Annotated in this window: 18 protein-coding genes; all 18 read left to right on the top strand. The window is 34.8% G+C overall.

What is annotated here, in order from left to right; translation table 11 throughout:
- Positions 1-29 precede the first annotated feature (29 nt).
- The 18 genes from THEYE_RS10215 to flgK all read left to right on the top strand — a co-directional run bounded on the left by THEYE_RS10215 (position 30) and on the right by flgK (position 16013).
- Positions 30-1913, top strand: a complete 1884-nt coding sequence (locus tag THEYE_RS10215; protein WP_012545728.1) for a HEAT repeat domain-containing protein — start codon at positions 30-32, stop codon at positions 1911-1913.
- Positions 1910-2761 carry a CheR family methyltransferase gene (locus tag THEYE_RS10210; RefSeq protein WP_012545471.1) on the top strand — a complete coding sequence of 284 codons (852 nt, stop codon included), beginning with the start codon at positions 1910-1912 and terminating at the stop codon, positions 2759-2761. Before THEYE_RS10215 ends, THEYE_RS10210 begins: the two co-directional genes overlap by 4 nt.
- 13 nt (positions 2762-2774) lie before the next feature.
- A complete protein-coding gene (locus tag THEYE_RS10205) occupies positions 2775-3149 on the top strand; it encodes a response regulator (protein ID WP_012545197.1) in 375 nt (124 codons plus the stop codon).
- A gap of 9 nt (positions 3150-3158) precedes the next feature.
- Positions 3159-3563 (top strand): chemotaxis response regulator CheY, encoded by a 405-nt coding sequence (locus tag THEYE_RS10200; RefSeq protein WP_012546608.1) that lies wholly within the window; start codon positions 3159-3161, stop codon positions 3561-3563.
- The gene (locus THEYE_RS10195) at positions 3563-5260 is read left to right on the top strand and encodes a chemotaxis protein CheA (protein ID WP_012545469.1); all 1698 of its coding nucleotides are present in this window, start codon (positions 3563-3565) and stop codon (positions 5258-5260) included. Before THEYE_RS10200 ends, THEYE_RS10195 begins: the two co-directional genes overlap by 1 nt.
- An 18-nt stretch (positions 5261-5278) precedes the next feature.
- Positions 5279-6463 (top strand): protein phosphatase CheZ, encoded by a 1185-nt coding sequence (locus THEYE_RS10190; protein WP_012546090.1) that lies wholly within the window; start codon positions 5279-5281, stop codon positions 6461-6463.
- Positions 6464-6472: 9 nt separating this feature from the next.
- Positions 6473-7528, top strand: a complete 1056-nt coding sequence (locus tag THEYE_RS10185; protein ID WP_012545234.1) for a protein-glutamate methylesterase/protein-glutamine glutaminase — start codon at positions 6473-6475, stop codon at positions 7526-7528.
- 9 nt (positions 7529-7537) lie between these two features.
- Positions 7538-8377, top strand: a complete 840-nt coding sequence (locus THEYE_RS10180) for an HDOD domain-containing protein (protein WP_012545813.1) — start codon at positions 7538-7540, stop codon at positions 8375-8377.
- A complete protein-coding gene (locus THEYE_RS10175; RefSeq protein ID WP_012545869.1) occupies positions 8378-8563 on the top strand; it encodes a hypothetical protein in 186 nt (61 codons plus the stop codon).
- Between the two features lie 123 nt (positions 8564-8686).
- Positions 8687-9406 (top strand): flagellar basal-body rod protein FlgF, encoded by a 720-nt coding sequence (gene flgF, locus THEYE_RS10170; protein WP_012545861.1) that lies wholly within the window; start codon positions 8687-8689, stop codon positions 9404-9406.
- Positions 9407-9418: 12 nt separating this feature from the next.
- Positions 9419-10207 carry a flagellar basal-body rod protein FlgG gene (flgG, locus tag THEYE_RS10165; protein ID WP_012546478.1) on the top strand — a complete coding sequence of 263 codons (789 nt, stop codon included), beginning with the start codon at positions 9419-9421 and terminating at the stop codon, positions 10205-10207.
- A 22-nt stretch (positions 10208-10229) separates the two neighbouring features.
- A complete protein-coding gene (flgA, locus tag THEYE_RS10160; RefSeq protein WP_012545619.1) occupies positions 10230-10925 on the top strand; it encodes a flagellar basal body P-ring formation chaperone FlgA in 696 nt (231 codons plus the stop codon).
- Complete coding sequence (locus tag THEYE_RS10155) at positions 10922-11638, top strand: flagellar basal body L-ring protein FlgH (protein WP_012545249.1); 717 nt, start codon at positions 10922-10924, stop codon at positions 11636-11638. The genes flgA and THEYE_RS10155 overlap by 4 nt, the downstream gene beginning before the upstream one ends.
- Positions 11639-11650: 12 nt before the next feature.
- The gene (locus THEYE_RS10150; RefSeq protein ID WP_012545167.1) at positions 11651-12862 is read left to right on the top strand and encodes a flagellar basal body P-ring protein FlgI; all 1212 of its coding nucleotides are present in this window, start codon (positions 11651-11653) and stop codon (positions 12860-12862) included.
- 7 nt (positions 12863-12869) lie between these two features.
- Positions 12870-13598 carry a M23 family metallopeptidase gene (locus THEYE_RS10145; protein ID WP_012545556.1) on the top strand — a complete coding sequence of 243 codons (729 nt, stop codon included), beginning with the start codon at positions 12870-12872 and terminating at the stop codon, positions 13596-13598.
- Between the two features lie 26 nt (positions 13599-13624).
- Positions 13625-13924: a flagellar biosynthesis anti-sigma factor FlgM gene (gene flgM, locus THEYE_RS10140; RefSeq protein WP_012546457.1), complete on the top strand. Its 300-nt coding sequence runs from the start codon at positions 13625-13627 to the stop codon at positions 13922-13924.
- A complete protein-coding gene (locus THEYE_RS10135) occupies positions 13908-14348 on the top strand; it encodes a flagellar protein FlgN (protein ID WP_012545745.1) in 441 nt (146 codons plus the stop codon). The genes flgM and THEYE_RS10135 overlap by 17 nt, the downstream gene beginning before the upstream one ends.
- Positions 14349-16013 (top strand): flagellar hook-associated protein FlgK, encoded by a 1665-nt coding sequence (flgK, locus tag THEYE_RS10130; RefSeq protein ID WP_012545686.1) that lies wholly within the window; start codon positions 14349-14351, stop codon positions 16011-16013. It begins immediately after the preceding gene.
- Positions 16014-16036: the final 23 nt, after the last annotated feature.

Genomic DNA, 16036 nt, shown 5'->3' with positions numbered 1-16036 from the left:
TATTATCAATTGCTTCTGGAGGTTCAGAAATGAAAAATATAAAGCAATTAGTGCTTAAACTTCTTCATAATCCTGACTCCTCAGTTCGCAGACAAGCAGCAGAAGAACTTGCTTTGACTGATGAAAGAGCGATTTATCCATTGATAAAGGCACTAAGAGATGAAAATACCGCTGTTCAAGAGGCAGCAGCACAGGCTCTTATATCTATTGGTAGCAAAGATAATTTTTTTCTAATAAATCCAGGTGAAGTTGTTACATACATGGTTGTTCCTCTTTTAAGAGAGGAAGATGTTTATTTGAGAAATATAGCAATTTTGATAATTAAAGAAGTGGGACATAAAGCTCCTGAACTTCTCTACAAACTTCTTAAGGATAAAGACCCTGATATCAGAAAGTTTTCACTTGATTTAATAGCAAATATTAAAAAAGGCTTTGATGCTTCAAAACTAATCCCTTTACTTAAAGACCCAAATGGCAATGTCAGAGCTGCTACTGCTCATGCCTTAGGAGAACTCGGATATAGACAGGCAATTCCTGCGCTTATAGAAAGTTTGAAAGATGAGGAATGGGTGGTTTTTTATGTTTTACAGGCACTTGCCCAACTAAAGGCAGAAGAAGCTGCAGATAAAATAGGTGAACTTCTTTTAAACACAGAATCAATTTTAATTAAAGCAGAAGCAATAGAAACACTGGGTAAAATAGGAACTGAAAAAGTTGCAGAACCTCTTTTGAAATATTTTCCTGTTGCGACGAAGGATGAAAAGCAACAAATCGTTAAAGCACTTATAAGAATAGGCATAATTCCAGACGGACAGGATTTGAAAGAAGAGATTCTCTCTATTTTTAAAGAACAAGAGTGGGATGAAAAGCTAATAGCTTTGAAAGGTATAAAATTAACCAATCTCATAGAGGCGGTTCCGTTTATTGTAGAAGAAGCTGGAGGTCTTGATCCAAGCTGTTTTGATTATGATGAAAAAATACAGGCTTTAGAAGAAACATTGCTTTCTATAAACTCAGAAGATGAACTCCTTTCAATGATTGAAAAGAATAAACTTAAATATCGGGCTAAAGCTTTTGTTATAAAAGTGCTCGGTAAATTAAGAAGTAAAAAAGCGGTTCCAATTCTTATAAAACTTCTTGAAGATCTAAAGAGGGATATAAGAATTGCCTCTGCAAAGGCACTTGGTGAGATTGGTAGCACAGAAGTTATACAGCCTCTTATAAAAAAATCTATAGAGGATCAGGATGCAAATGTGAGAAAAGCTGCGATAGAAGCTTTAGGAATGATAAGAGCTTCTGAGGCTTATGAGCCTCTTTTAAATTTACTTGACAGAGAAATATATTCAGATATTATTGAAGTTATTGTATCAGCTCTTATATCAATTAACCAGGAAAAGTTTTTAGAGAACCTAAAATCTTATAAAAGAGAAGTAAAGCAAGCTTTAGCAGGAGTGATATATTCATTTGATATTTTAAATATGCTTGTTCAGTGCGAAGACAAAGAAGTGCGAAAAACAGCTTTATATGCACTTGGAAGACTTGCAACAGAGCAAGCTATATCTAAAATTCTTGAATTTATTAAGTCTGACGATAAAGAATTGAAAAAAGTAGCTATTCTGGCATTGGGAGAAGCTAATTTCTGTTCTGATGAACTATTTAAATGCCTTAAAGATGAAGACGCATGGATAAGATACTACACTATAAAATCAATTTCTAAAGCATGTGATCCAGAGGTTCTTCTTGAAAAACTTACTCCTCTCTTAGACGATCCCTTCCCTCCTGTTGTAATTGCTGCTGTAGAAGCTTTATCAGAGATTTCTATGCCTCAGGTTTATGATATTCTGGCATCTAAAAAACAGCATCCTGATAAAGAAGTCAGAGAAAAAATAGAGGAGGTTTTACAGAAAATATGACCATAATGTCTGCTTCCTCTTCCGCAGCAATAAATGAAGAAGTTTTTAAACAGTTGAGGGATTTTATATATGAAAAAACAGGTATCTATGTGCCTGATAATAAAAAATATTTTCTTGAAAATAGACTTAGCAGAATTTTAAGGGAAAAAAATCTACGTAATTTTGAAGACTATCTTTATTTTCTAAGATACAGTGCAAATAAACATGATATAGCAAGACTTTTTGATGCTATTACAACAAATGAAACATTTTTTTTCAGAGAACCCCAGCAGTTTGAAGTATTTGCTCAAAATCTTATCCCGCAAATTATAAAAGAAAATACTCAGATGGGTAGAAAAGATATAAAGATATGGTCTGCTGCCTGTTCAACAGGAGAAGAGCCCTACACAATTGCGATGATTTTATATGATTTACCAGAATTAGTCTCATTTAGAAAGGAAATATACGCTTCTGATATAAGTGAAGGTGTTCTTATGTCAGCAAGAAGAGCCATTTACGGCTCTTATTCTGTAAGAAATATTCCACCTCAGTATATGGCAAAATATTTTAAAGACAGCGGAGGAATGTATGTTCTTTCTGATGCCATAAAATCAATGGTAAAATTTCTGAGCATAAATTTGATAGATGAAAGAGAAGTCAAACAGCTTAAAGGACTGGATGTTGTGTTTTGCAGGAATGTTTTAATTTATTTTGATGACAAAGCAAAGAAAAAAGCTGTTTCGCTTATTTATGATGTATTAAGACCAAAGGGTTATCTTTTTGTAGGAACTTCTGAAAGTCTTCATAATATTACAAGAGCATTTCGTCCTATAGTTATAAATAAAGTTGTTGTATATCAAAAAGTTTAGTGAGGAGGATATTATGAAAGTTCTTATAGTGGATGATGATAAAACAACAAGAAAGATGATATCTCTGATACTTAAAAGCAAAGGATATGAGGTTGTAACAGCTGAAAATGGTATAGAGGCGCTTCAAAAACTTGGGCTTGAACGAATAAATTTGATTCTTACAGATATGAATATGCCCTATATGGACGGAATAGAGTTTATAAAACAGGTAAGGGCAAACCCTGATATAGCCAACATTCCTATTGTTATGATAACAACAGAGGCTGATGAAGATGAGAAAAGAAGAGCCTTTGAAGCAGGAGTTGATGACTATCTTGTAAAACCTACAAATGCTGAACAGATTAGCGAAAGTATGAAAAAAATAGTTAAAAAAATTTTTAATAAATAGGAGGATAATATGTTTAATTATAAAATAAAAGTTCTGGTAGTTGACGATTTTCCAACAATGCGTAGAATTGTAAAAAATCTTCTTAAACAACTTGGCTTTGAAAATATTGATGAAGCAGAAAACGGAGAGGATGCTTTAAGAAAGTTACGTAATACAGAATACGGTCTTGTAGTTTCAGACTGGAACATGCCTGTTATGGAGGGTATAGAACTTTTAAAGAATATAAGGAATGACCCAGCTTTAAAAGATATACCCTTTTTAATGGTAACAGCTGAGGCTGAAAAGGAAAAAGTTATTGAAGCAATAAAAGCAGGAGTTGACAACTATATAGTAAAGCCTTTTACAGGAGAGGTTTTGAAGGAAAAACTTGAAAAAATTGCTCAGAAAAGACCATCTCTTAAAGGAGGACAGTAATGGCTGATGAGATGGATGAAATAATAAACGAATTTATTGTTGAAGCAGAAGAAATTCTTGAACAGCTTGATCCTCTTTTTGTTGAACTTGAACAAAAACAGGATGCTGAAATTATCAATGAGATATTTAGAGGAATGCATACCCTCAAAGGAGCAGCTGGATTTCTTGGATTTCAAAATGTTGTAGATGTTGCTCACAGAGCAGAGACAATTTTAAAAAAGGTAAGAGAGGGAGAGATTCCAATCTCTGCTGAAATAACTGATGCTATTTTGAAAGCTGTAGATACACTAAGAATTCTAATTTCACACATTAAAGCAAAAGAAGAAATAACTGAAAATATTCAACCAATTTTGGATTTACTTGATAAAGCTCTTGAAAAAGCTTCTCTTCAAGAACCTGAAAAAACTGAAGAGATAGAACAAAAAATTGAAAAAGCTGAAACTGAGGAAATTGAGTCTAAACCTTCTTCAAAGCCTGAAGAAGTTGTGACACAAGCTCCAAAAGAAAAAGAAGTTGCCACATTGAGGGTTGATGTTGAAAGAATAGATAAAGTAATGGATCTTGCAGGAGAGATAGTTCTTGCTCGTAATAGGTTGCTTAATCTCTCAAACAAACTTGAAGCAAAATATGCAGGAGATGAACATGTAGAAGGGCTTGTGGAAACCACTGCATTTCTTGATAGAGTTACTTCAGATTTGCAGCTTGCTGTAATGAAAATGAGAATGCAACCTCTTCAGAAAGTTTTTGTAAAGTTTCCCAGAATGGTGAGAGACCTTGCAAGAACACTTGGCAAAGAAGTTGATCTTGAGATTATTGGTGAGGATACAGAGGTTGATAAATCAGTTATTGAACATATTGGAGACCCTCTTGTTCACATAATAAGAAATTCAATAGATCATGGAATAGAGTCTCCAGAAGAAAGAATTTCTAAGGGAAAGCCATCAAAAGGTAAAATTGTCATAAATGCATATCAGAAAGGAACTCAAATTGTGATAGATATATCTGATGATGGGAAAGGTATAGATTATGAAGCTGTTAAGGCAAAAGCAATTACAAAAGGGCTTATTACTCTTGAAGAAGCTGAAAAGATGTCTGAAGAAGCAATAATAAACTTAATTTTTTTACCAGGATTTTCCACAAAGGATGTGTCAACAGAATTGAGTGGCAGAGGAGTTGGAATGGATGTTGTTAAGTCCAATGTTGCGAAACTCAATGGATATGTAGAAATTTTTACAGAAAAAGATAAAGGTACTACTTTTAGAATAAGCTTACCTCTCACATTAGCAATAATTCAGGCTATGATGGTTCAGGTAGGAGAGGAGATTTATGCCATACCTCAGTCAATGATTGAAGAAACATTAAGGATAGGTATTGATGAAATTAAAGAAGTAACAGGACAAAGGGTTCTTACAATAAGAGACAGAGTTTTACCACTTTTCTTGCTTAATGAAATTCTTTCAACATCTGGTGGAGTTGACAATGACAGAAAGTATATTCTTGTTGCCAGTGTAGGAGATAGGAGATTTTGTATATCTGTAGATTCTGTAATCGGTCAGGAAGAAATTGTTATAAAGACTATAAACGGCATAGACTCTGAAGAATGCGGTATAATGGGAGCTACAATTACAGGCGATGGAAAGGTTGTTTTAATTCTTGACCTTGCAGTTCTTTCAAGAAAAGTTTTAACTGTAAAATAAATTCTTAGGAGTGTGAAAATGAAACAGTACATTGGTTTTATTCTTGAAAAAAATGAATATACTGTTCCCATTCTTAAGGTGCAGGAAATCATTAAACTACCTCAAATTACAAAGATGCCAGGTGTGCCCTATTATGTTGAAGGAGTCACAAATCTCCGCGGTAGAGTAATTCCCATTGTGAATTTAAAAAGAATTCTCGGTATTCCTGAAGAAAACAATGGTAGCAAAGTAATAGTTGTTTCATCAGGCAAGATAACATTTGGTGCATTAGTTGATGACATTACGGGTGTGGTAAATATAGATGAAACAAATGTTGAGCCTGCTGAAGAGTTTATGCAGCATGGGCAGACCCAGGTAGAAGGAGTTGCCCGATTAGATGATAGATTACTTGTTTTACTGGATACAAAAAAGCTAATTCCTTCTGAAGACCAGAGCCTTTTTGAAGAAGAAATAGTAGAGTTTCATGATGAAGGTGATAAAGTTGAGGTCGTTAAAAAACTGAGTGGAATAGGTGGAGAAATGACTGTCAGAGAGGTCATTGACCCTGTAAAGTTTTATGAAGAAAAAGGTGTTTCTAAAGATGATCCAAGATATATTCTTCTTGAAGAAATAACCAATTTTATGAATATGGTTGCGCAGGGAGATTATGAGCAGGCAAATAAAGTAATGAATAACATAATTCAGAAAAGTCAGAGTGATTTATTTAAAGAAGTGGGAAAAGTAGCGAGGAAACTACATGACTCTTTAAAAAGTTTCAGAGAAGCACTTGATCCAAAATTAAAGGAAATAGCTACTGAAAGAATGCCAAGAGCAGTTGATCAGTTACAGATGGTCATTGATAAAACAGAAGAAGCAGCTAATAAAACAATGGAAATTGTTGAAAAATATATTTTAAAAATGGATGATGTAGCAAACCATATAAGACAGATACAAGGACCTTCTGAAAGTATAGAATTTCTCAGGAATTTTAAAAACTCTCTTGAAGATGACTTGACAGAGATACTCACAACTCAATCATTTCAGGATTTAACAGGACAGGTTCTTAAAAAGGTGATTACTCTTGTAGGTGACCTTGAAGTAGAACTTGTTCGTCTTATAACTACTTTTGGATTGAAGATTGAGGAGAAAGAAATGGCGAAAAAAGAAGTTGAAAAAGTATCACAGGAAGATGTTGATGACTTACTTAAAGAATTTGGTTTTTAAGGGGCATATATGATTAAAGTTTTAGTTGTAGATGATTCAGCCTTTATGAGAAAAGCTATTACTTCAATGCTTCAGGAAGACCCTGAAATAAAAGTAATCGGTACAGCAAGGGACGGAGTTGAGGCTGTCCAGATGGTTCAGGAATTTAGACCAGATATTGTAACAATGGATGTTGAAATGCCAAGAATGGATGGCATAACCGCATTAAAAGAGATAATGAATAAATGTCCTGTTCCTGTAATCATGGTAAGTTCTCTTACAACTGAAGGTGCGAAGGTAACTCTTGAAGCACTTGAACTTGGTGCAGTTGATTTTATACCTAAAAATCTTGCTGAGCTTTCAGTGAATATTATCAAGATTAAAGGAATGCTAATTGATAAAATTAAAACAATTGGCAGAAGAGGAATTGTAAAAAGAAAGCCTCCAGTTAAAACTGCTGAAACAAAAATAGAAGTTCCTAAGGTTGAAATACCAAAGACAAGGGTAACAACAGAAAGAAAAGTAGGAATTATTTCTATAGGCACGTCTACAGGAGGACCTAAGGCTCTTCAGGAAATTATTCCAAAACTGCCAAAAGACTTTCCAGTTCCTATTGTAATTGCCCAGCATATGCCACCTAATTTTACAAAACCTTTTGCTGAAAGGCTTGACCAGTTGAGTCAACTTTCAGTAAAAGAGGCTGAAGAGGGTGAAACTGTAAAACCTGGTATTGTATACGTAGCTCCTGGGAGAGGACATATGAGACTTAAAAGAAGAGGGATTGAGACTTTTATTTCTGTTTCAGAGGATAAAGAAGAGTTTATATATCGTCCAAGTGTTGATGTTTTGATGGCATCTGTAGCAGAATGTTATCCAGGCAGGAGTCTCGGAGTAATACTCACGGGAATGGGTAATGATGGAGCAAAAGGATGTAAAAAAATAAAGGAAACAGGTGGAAGAATATTTGCTCAAAATGAAGAAACTTGTGTAGTATATGGTATGCCTCGTGCTGTTGTTGAAGCAGGAATAGCTGATAAAGTTATTCCTCTTGAAGAAATGGCAGGAGAAATAATAAACGCTGTATAGGAGACATTTTTGCAGGAAGAAATAATAGAAAGAATAGTTTTTAGAACTGTTGATATCCCTTCATTGCCTCCTATTGCCATGAAAGTTATGAACCTTATTCAAGATAATTATGCATCTTTAAAAGCCCTTGAGGAAATAATCTCCCGTGATCAAGGATTTGCAACAAGACTTTTAAGAATAGCAAACTCTCCTTATTATGGTCGTGATAGAAAAATTGAAGATATCCCTCAGGCATTACTCCTTATAGGTTTTGAAACTCTTAAATCACTGGTTATTGCAACTTCATTAAGAGATTTACACAGACGTTTTGGAATATTTGAGCAGAGACTCTGGGAACACAGTCTCGGAGTAGCTCTTTGTTCAAGTTTACTGGCTATGGTAACTCATATGGCAACCACAGATGAGGCTTTAGTCTGCGGGTTAATTCATGATGTTGGTAAAACAGTTATAAACAATGCCATGCCAGAACTGTATATTCAAATATACGAAAGAATATACAAAGAAGGACGACTACTAATAGAGCTTGAGGATGAAACACTGGGATTTAATCATACAATCATAGGTAATCTTATTGCGAAGAAATGGAAACTTCCTGAAAAATTGGAAATGGTAATAACATATCATCATACATATCCATATCCAGACTATGAAGACCAGGCATTTGCTGACATATGTAATATTGTAAGAGTTGCAGACCAGATATGTCTCAATCTTGGAATAGGTTTAAAAGAGTCTTTTATAACTAAAATAGACTATGAATCTCTTGGTATGACAGAAGATGCACTAAATGAGCTTGTAGGACTATTTAAAATAAAATTTGAAAAACAGAAAGAATTTTTATTGAGTTAAATGGCTGCAGAAGAAAGAATAGACCCATTAGGTCCTTACAGAGGGATTAGACCTGTAAAAGAAGGTTCTGTTTTTGCAAAGTACAAAGTTAGAAAAAAATTTAAAAAAACCGAAGAAAAATCTGAAAAAGAAACCTTATCTTCAGAAAAAGAGTCCTCAGAACACAAAATAGATATAGAAGCATAAAATTCCATTCAGGAAAAAATTTCCTACTACAGCAAGATTTGCTTTAAAGAAAAACAAGAAATCTCAACAATTTTGTATTGGCATAACCATTGCATTAATATTTGTTTTTAGGAGGAGGTAAGGATGTATAAAGGAATTTACATAACAATGACTGGAATGAGCATGAGAGAGAATGAACTTTCTGCCATTTCCAACAATCTTGCCAATATTAATACAACGGGTTATAAAAAGCAGAGCTTTGCAAGCAGGCTTTATCCTCTTCTTTCAGGAAAACCTTCTCAGTCAAATGTTATATATCAGGATGCAAGAGCTCAAACCTATTTCGGCACTCAATACATTGACACATCTCAGGGTGCTTTAAAACAAACTCATAATCCATTTGACCTTGGTATTCAGGGAGAAGGATTTTTTGTAGTAAGACAGGGGAATAAAATTTTATATACCAGAGAAGGTTCATTTACAAGAGACAAAGATAATTATCTTGTGACGCAGACAGGGTTAAGAGTTCTTGATGAAAATAATAATCCAATAATAATAGATGGAACAAAAATAGAGTACGGTAAAGATGGAACTATATTAGTTGATGGAAATCCTATTGGACGAATTAAACTTGTAAAACTGAATAATCTCAGACATGTTGGACAGTCTCTTTATGAAGGAGTAGAAGCAGGGCAAGCAAATGGGCAGATTTTACAGGGCTGGATAGAAAATTCAAATGTAAATCCAATGAGTGAAATGGTTCAAATGATTCAGGCTATAAGAAATTTTGATTTCACCCAGAGGGTAACAACCAATTTTTCTGAGCTTGCACAAAGAGCTGTAAGCGAAATTGCAAGAATATAAAGGAGGCAACGCATGTTAAGATCACTTTTTACAGCATCAACTGGCATGTATGCTCAGCAGCTAAATTTAGATGTTATTTCACATAATCTTGCAAATGTTAATACCACAGGATTCAAAAAAGGAAGAGCAGAGTTTCAGGATTTGCTTTATCAGAATGTTATTAATCCGGGAGCTCCCTCTGATGATGGAACTCAGTATCCTTCAGGAATTCAGGTTGGACTTGGTGTAAGACCTGTTGCTGTTGCAAAGTTTTTTACTCCAGGTGATCTTATAAATACAGGGAATGATCTGGATTTGGCGATTGATGGAGATGGATTTTTCCAGGTAACTCTTCCTGATGGGACAATTGCTTATACAAGAGCAGGAAACTTTAGAATTGATAAAGATGGAAGGATTGTAACAAATGACGGATATCCGATAGAACCCGGAATTACAGTTCCTGCTGATGCAACGAAAATAACATTTGGTGCTGATGGAACTGTTACAGTGCTTCAACCAGGAACAGTTGCACCTGTTCAGATCGGAACAGTTGAACTTGCAAGATTTATAAATCCAGGTGGGTTACAGGCAATCGGAAGAAATCTTTTTCTTGAAACAGATGCATCGGGCACTCCAACAACAGGAACTCCTGGAACTGAGGGAAGAGGAAAAATTGTACAGGGTTTTTTGGAAATGTCCAATGTAAACATTGTTGAAGAGCTTGCTAATATGATAATTGCTCAAAGAGCTTTTGATATTAACTCTAAGGCGGTGCAAACATCTGATGAAATGTTGCAAACAGTAGCAGCACTTAAGAGGTAATTAGAAGTCATAGGAGAATTATATGAAACAGATAAAGGCAAAAATTTTTAATAATTTTGTGCTTCTGATTGTCTTTTGTTTAACATTTCTTTTTATTTCCTCAAGTTTTGCTTTTGATACGGCTTTTTTAGCAAATCTTCTTTCAAATGAGATAAAGAAATCACCTATTGCTACAGAAGTGCAGGTTGGGCAGATAAAATTTATAGGATACGAACCCCATGAAAATTGTAATCCCGAGAATCTAAAAATCAGGGAAATTAAAAGACCAAATGCAGCAGAATTCACTTTTAAATGTGGAAACAGACAATACAGAGCAATTGCAAACTACGAAGTTTTAACAAGAGTTTATATTACTCAAATACCTCTAAAAAGAGGAGAAGTAATTACTGAAGAAAAAATAATGGAAATAAAACAACCTTTAAGTAGACTTCCTGTAGGAGCAATTACAGATAAAAATTTACTAATAGGAAAAGTTGTAAAAAGGAGTCTTACCAGAGGTTTAATCATTAAAGAAGATTATCTTTATTCTGGCATGCCTGTAAAAAAAGGAAGTAAAGTAGATGTAATAATAAATACAGGTCAGGTCATGATAATGACAGAAGGTGTTTTGAAATCTGACGCAGTAGTTGGAGGAAATGCTCGTGTACAATGTTTTCAAACTGGCAAGGAAATTGTTGGTAAATTAGTAGGTAAAGACAAAGTGAGGGTATCATTATGAGAAAATTAATTTTAATAAGCCTTTGTATATTTTTTCTTGCATCCTGTTCAGAACTTCAGGAAGTAAGAGACATTAAAAATGCAGGAATGCCACCAAAATACTATCCTGAGCCTCCTCAAACTCAGGTAGCAAGTGAGGGTTCTTTATGGAGGAACAAGGCTTCTCTTTATGAAGATAAAAAAGCCCGCAGAGTAAATGACCTTGTAACAATTTTAATAAACGAATCAACTTCAGCTCAGAAAACTGCATCAACCACTGCATCAAGGGATTCATCAACAAACTATGGTCTTGATACATTTTTTGGCATGAATACAGATTTTAATATTCACAATCTTCCACTGATAAATGGTTTTTATAAAGCAGGAAATGTTTTTTCTCCATCAGTTAAAGGTTCGGCAACAAGTGATTTTAAAGGAGATGGTGATACTGCAAGAACAGGCAAAATTACTGGAACAATCACAGCCAAGGTGGTTGAAGTTTTACCAAATGGAAATCTTGTTATTGAATCCAGAAAAGAGGTAATTGTTAATAATGAAAAGGAAATACTTGTTCTCAGAGGCATAATAAGACCTGATGATATAAGTCAGAGCAATACTATATTGAGTCAGTATGTTGCAGATGCGCAGATATATCTTGTGGGAGAAGGCACACTTGGAGATAAACAGTCTCAGGGTTGGCTTGTGAGATTTCTTGACAAAATATGGCCCTTTTAGAGGAGGTTGGATATGAGAAACAATAAAATCATTCTGGGTAATTATAAAGTTATTCTGAGCAATTATAAAGTCATTTTGAGCGATTATCATGTTATTCTGACTAAATACAATGTCATTCTGAGCGTAGCGAAGAATCTCCTCTTTATATTTTTCTTGATACTATCTTTTGCAACTACCTCTCATGCAGAGAGAATAAAGGATATTGCCAGCTGGTCAGGAATTAGAGAAAACCAACTTGTAGGTTATGGTCTTGTTGTTGGATTAAACGGAACAGGCGATAAGGATGGAACATATCTTTATCAGCCAATTGCAAATATGTTGAGCAGAATGGGAATTACAGTGAATGTGAAAGATTTGAAGGGCAAAGTTAAGAATGTTGCAGCAGTTATGGTTACTGCTAAACTGCCAACCAATGTGAAACCGGGGACAAAAATAGATGTACAGGTTTCATCAATAGGTGATGCCAAATCTCTTCAGGGAGGAACTTTGCTGCTTACACCTCTTACAGGACCTGATGGAGAAGTATATGCTTTAGCGCAGGGACCTATTTCAATTGGAGGGTTTATAGCTGCTGGAAGAGCAGCTCAGGCTATAAAAAATCATCAAAATGTCGGCTCTATTCCTGAAGGAGCTATTGTAGAAAAAGCAGTTCCTGTTAATCTGAATGCAAAGAGTGAGCTTCAGCTTCTTCTACAGTTTCCAGATATAACTACCGCCAAAAATATAGCTGAAAAAATAAACGAGATTTATAAAGCAGGAATTGCAAAAGCTTTGGACCCAACAACAATTTCAATTAATATCCCATCAACTTATAGAGGAAATGTGCTTGATTTTATGGCTGAAGTTGAAAAAATTGAAGTTTCTACTGATTTACCTGCCCGTGTAGTTATAAATGAAAGAACAGGCACGGTTGTTATAGGCTCTCATGTAAAAATATCACCTGCAGCACTTGCTCATGGTGGTTTGACAATTACAATAAAAGAAACCCCTGAAGTGATTCAACCACCTCCTCTGTCTCCAAGAGGATCTGTAACAGAGACTGTTCCCAGAACTGAGCTTAAAGTAGAGGAAAAACAGGCATCTCTTGTTGAAGTACAGGGTTCAACAGTTGGAGAACTTGTCAGAGCATTAAATACATTGGGAGTAACTCCGAAGGATTTAATCTCTATACTTCAGGCACTTAAAACATCAGGCGCTTTAAAAGCTGATCTGGTGATAATGTGAGGCAACAGTGATAAACAAAGTTAACACACAGACACTTAATACTTCTACAGATACAAAGGAGCTTTCAAAAAAGATAGAGACGATTTTCCTTACTGAATTATTAAAAGTTATGTTTGCGAATACATCTTTTTCTGAAGGCAAAACAACATCCACTTACATGACAGCTATTCTCCCTCAAATAGCAGAAATGATGTCTGAAAGAGATATAGGAATTGGAAGATTTTTAACTGAAAATGCTAATTTTTTAAATAGCATTTCAAAAAATCAAAAAATTGAACTGAAGCCTTCTTTAGACAATCAGGAAGAACAGAGAAAATTTAATCTGCCCAATAAAATCTCTTTACCTGCATCAGGCAAAATAACTTCACCTTTTGGTTTAAGAACTGACCCAATAGATGGAAAACTCAGACACCATAATGGAATAGATATAGCAGTTCCTGAAGGAACAGAAATTAAACCTGCTTTATCTGGAAAGGTTGTTTATTCTGGTTACAGTAATGGATATGGAAATTGTGTTATAGTTGAGCATGAAAATGGAATACAAACAATTTATGCTCATAATTCAAAAAATCTTGTAAAAGTTGGCGATACTGTTACAGCAGATACAGTTATAGCTCTATCCGGTTCTACAGGACGAACAACAGGCCCGCATTTGCATTTTGAGGTGCGAAAAGATGGCAAACCTGTAAACCCTGTAGCTATGTTAAATAGTTTAGAAAAATCGCCGATTTCATAAGTAAAAATACAAAGGAGGTGTTTTAAATGATAGGAGGACCGATAAAAATAGATGGTGTAGCACCAAATACGCAGATAGCTCCAGAGAAATCTCATAGCAAAGCTTCTGAAAGAAGCGAAGAAGTGCTTACAAAAGATCAGGTTACAGTATCTGAGGCAGCTAAAAATATCGCAAGACTTATGGTAGAAGTAAGCAATATCCCAGATATAAGGGCAGATAAAGTAGAAGAATTGAAAAATGCTATAAATTCAGGTACATACGAAGTTAAAGGAAATGAAATTGCTGGGAAAATAATTAAGGAGGCTTTAATTGATAAGCTTGCATAAAGAGCTTACAAAAATTCTCAATGAAGAGAAGGCTCTCCTTGAAATCCTATTCAAAATAGTATCTGAAGAAAGAGACGCTATTGTTGGACTTAATTCTGTAGAGCTTGAAAAAATTTTAAGGGAAAAGGAACAGACTCTTATTAAACTTTCTTTGTGGGAAGAAGAAAGAGCAAAACTTCTTGCAAAAAACGGTTTAGAAAATACTACACTTTCTGAAATTTTGAATATGAACAATGACTCCCCTGAATTGATACAGTTAAAGGAGCTTTACTATAGCATGAAAACTTTACTTAATGCAATTTCTGAGATTCAAAGAATAAATGAGCAACTTATTGACCGTTCTATTATGCACATTGGAACAGCAATAAAATTTCTTGAAACTTTCGGTATAAATGCAAAACAAAGCCTTTCAAAGGAGGCATAGATGAGCCTTACTGCTCTCTTTGATATTGGAAAAACAGGAGTGCTTACTTATCAGAAAGCCCTTGAGGTTGTATCACATAATATATCAAATGCAGCTACAGAAGGATATACAAGGCAGGATGTAATTTTTCAAAATATGAGCTCAGGTATTTTGAGTCTCTCAGGAGTTACTGGAAGAGGAGTAAAGCTTGAAGATATCCGCCGAATGTATGACTCCTTCATAGACCTTCAGCTTAAAACAGAGAGTTCTAATCTTGCTTACTGGGATGTAGTATACAATGGAATGCTCAGATTGGAGAATATCTTTAATGATGCCTCTGAAACTGCTTTTAGTAATTCAATAAATGATTTTTTTAATGCCTGGCAGGAATTAAGCCAAAATCCTTCTGGAACAGCAGAGAGAACACTTCTTCTTGATAAGGCAAATTATCTTACTAAAAGATTAAATCTTTCCTATAAATCTCTCATTGATGAAAGACAGGAAATTTATAAAGATACACAAAGTCTTGTTAATCAGGTAAACAACTATCTTGATCAAATCAATGAACTGAATGAAAAGATTGCTGCAAGCCCTGGTTCGCTTGATGCCAAAGACCAGAGAGACAATCTTGTAAAGCAGCTCAATGACATTGTTCAAATCACTTACTTTGAAGACAATTCAGGTAGATACTCTATTCTGCTTGGTGGAATGCCTCTTGTTGATGGAGGCAAGGTTTACCATTTGAGTACAGCCCTTGACAGTAAACAAAACATGCAGTTTAGCCTTGAAACTGTTTCAGGAAGCATAGATGTTACACGATTAATTCAGGGAGGAAAACTCAAAGCAGAGATAGACTTGAGAGATGAGACAATCCCTGAATATATGGAGAAGCTTAATATGCTTGTTTTTGACCTCACCGAGGCAATAAATGCTCAGCACAGACAGGGTTACGGGCTTGATGGAACAACGGGAAATAATTTTTTCAGTCAGCTTTATGATTTAACTGTGTCATCTCCTTCTTCTCCAACATCTCCATATTCAGACATATCTTTTAAAATAAATAATGTAAATACAAATACCTATGATGAGTATCAAGTTGAGTTTGATGGGAGTGCTGTACCTCCGGCGTGGACTGTTACAGATAATACAACTTCTTCATCTATAACTCCTACAGTAACTTCATGGACAAAAGGAACAGATACTTACTATAAATTAAGTTTTAATGACATAGAAGTGACAATAAAAAATCCAGATAATACTCTTGATTTTACCTTTCAAATAAAGCAACATTCAGGTTTATTATTTAATGTTGAAATAACAGATACTCAAAAGATTGCAGCCGCAGCAGCTAATCCTACCACGACCAGTGGAGAAATGGATAATGAGAATGCAAGGGCAATATATTCTCTTTTAGACAGTGAAATCATTGGTAATTCAACTCCAATAGATTTTTACAGGGCAATTGTTTCTGAAGTTGGAGTTTATTCCTCAAGTGCACAAACACAGAAAAGTTTTCAACAGTCTCTTGTTGAGGAAATTGAAAAAAGAAGACAGGATGTATCTGGTGTAAGCCTTGATGAAGAGGCAGTTAATCTCATAAAGTATCAAAAAATGTATGAAGCTTCGGCAAGAGTAATAAAAGTTGCTGATGAAATACTTGCAACACTTTTTGATATGGTGAGCTAAAGAGAGGGTTTTAGTCCTCTCTA

Origin of the sequence: Thermodesulfovibrio yellowstonii DSM 11347 (genome assembly GCF_000020985.1) — a bacterium.
Taxonomy (GTDB): Bacteria; Nitrospirota; Thermodesulfovibrionia; order Thermodesulfovibrionales; family Thermodesulfovibrionaceae; genus Thermodesulfovibrio; species Thermodesulfovibrio yellowstonii.
This window is presented reverse-complemented; position numbering and strand designations above follow the sequence as displayed.

Bases quoted from the DNA above. Each gene is read 5' to 3' on its own strand.
- THEYE_RS10215 (WP_012545728.1), top strand. From the start codon at position 30: ATGAAAAATATAAAGCAATTAGTGCTTAAACTTCTTCATAATCCTGAC.
- THEYE_RS10210 (WP_012545471.1), top strand. From the start codon at position 1,910: ATGACCATAATGTCTGCTTCCTCTTCCGCAGCAATAAATGAAGAAGTT.
- THEYE_RS10205 (WP_012545197.1), top strand. From the start codon at position 2,775: ATGAAAGTTCTTATAGTGGATGATGATAAAACAACAAGAAAGATGATA.
- THEYE_RS10200 (WP_012546608.1), top strand. From the start codon at position 3,159: ATGTTTAATTATAAAATAAAAGTTCTGGTAGTTGACGATTTTCCAACA.
- THEYE_RS10195 (WP_012545469.1), top strand. From the start codon at position 3,563: ATGGCTGATGAGATGGATGAAATAATAAACGAATTTATTGTTGAAGCA.
- THEYE_RS10190 (WP_012546090.1), top strand. From the start codon at position 5,279: ATGAAACAGTACATTGGTTTTATTCTTGAAAAAAATGAATATACTGTT.
- THEYE_RS10185 (WP_012545234.1), top strand. From the start codon at position 6,473: ATGATTAAAGTTTTAGTTGTAGATGATTCAGCCTTTATGAGAAAAGCT.
- THEYE_RS10175 (WP_012545869.1), top strand. From the start codon at position 8,378: ATGGCTGCAGAAGAAAGAATAGACCCATTAGGTCCTTACAGAGGGATT.
- flgF (WP_012545861.1), top strand. From the start codon at position 8,687: ATGTATAAAGGAATTTACATAACAATGACTGGAATGAGCATGAGAGAG.
- flgG (WP_012546478.1), top strand. From the start codon at position 9,419: ATGTTAAGATCACTTTTTACAGCATCAACTGGCATGTATGCTCAGCAG.
- flgA (WP_012545619.1), top strand. From the start codon at position 10,230: ATGAAACAGATAAAGGCAAAAATTTTTAATAATTTTGTGCTTCTGATT.
- THEYE_RS10155 (WP_012545249.1), top strand. From the start codon at position 10,922: ATGAGAAAATTAATTTTAATAAGCCTTTGTATATTTTTTCTTGCATCC.
- THEYE_RS10150 (WP_012545167.1), top strand. From the start codon at position 11,651: ATGAGAAACAATAAAATCATTCTGGGTAATTATAAAGTTATTCTGAGC.
- flgM (WP_012546457.1), top strand. From the start codon at position 13,625: ATGATAGGAGGACCGATAAAAATAGATGGTGTAGCACCAAATACGCAG.
- flgK (WP_012545686.1), top strand. From the start codon at position 14,349: ATGAGCCTTACTGCTCTCTTTGATATTGGAAAAACAGGAGTGCTTACT.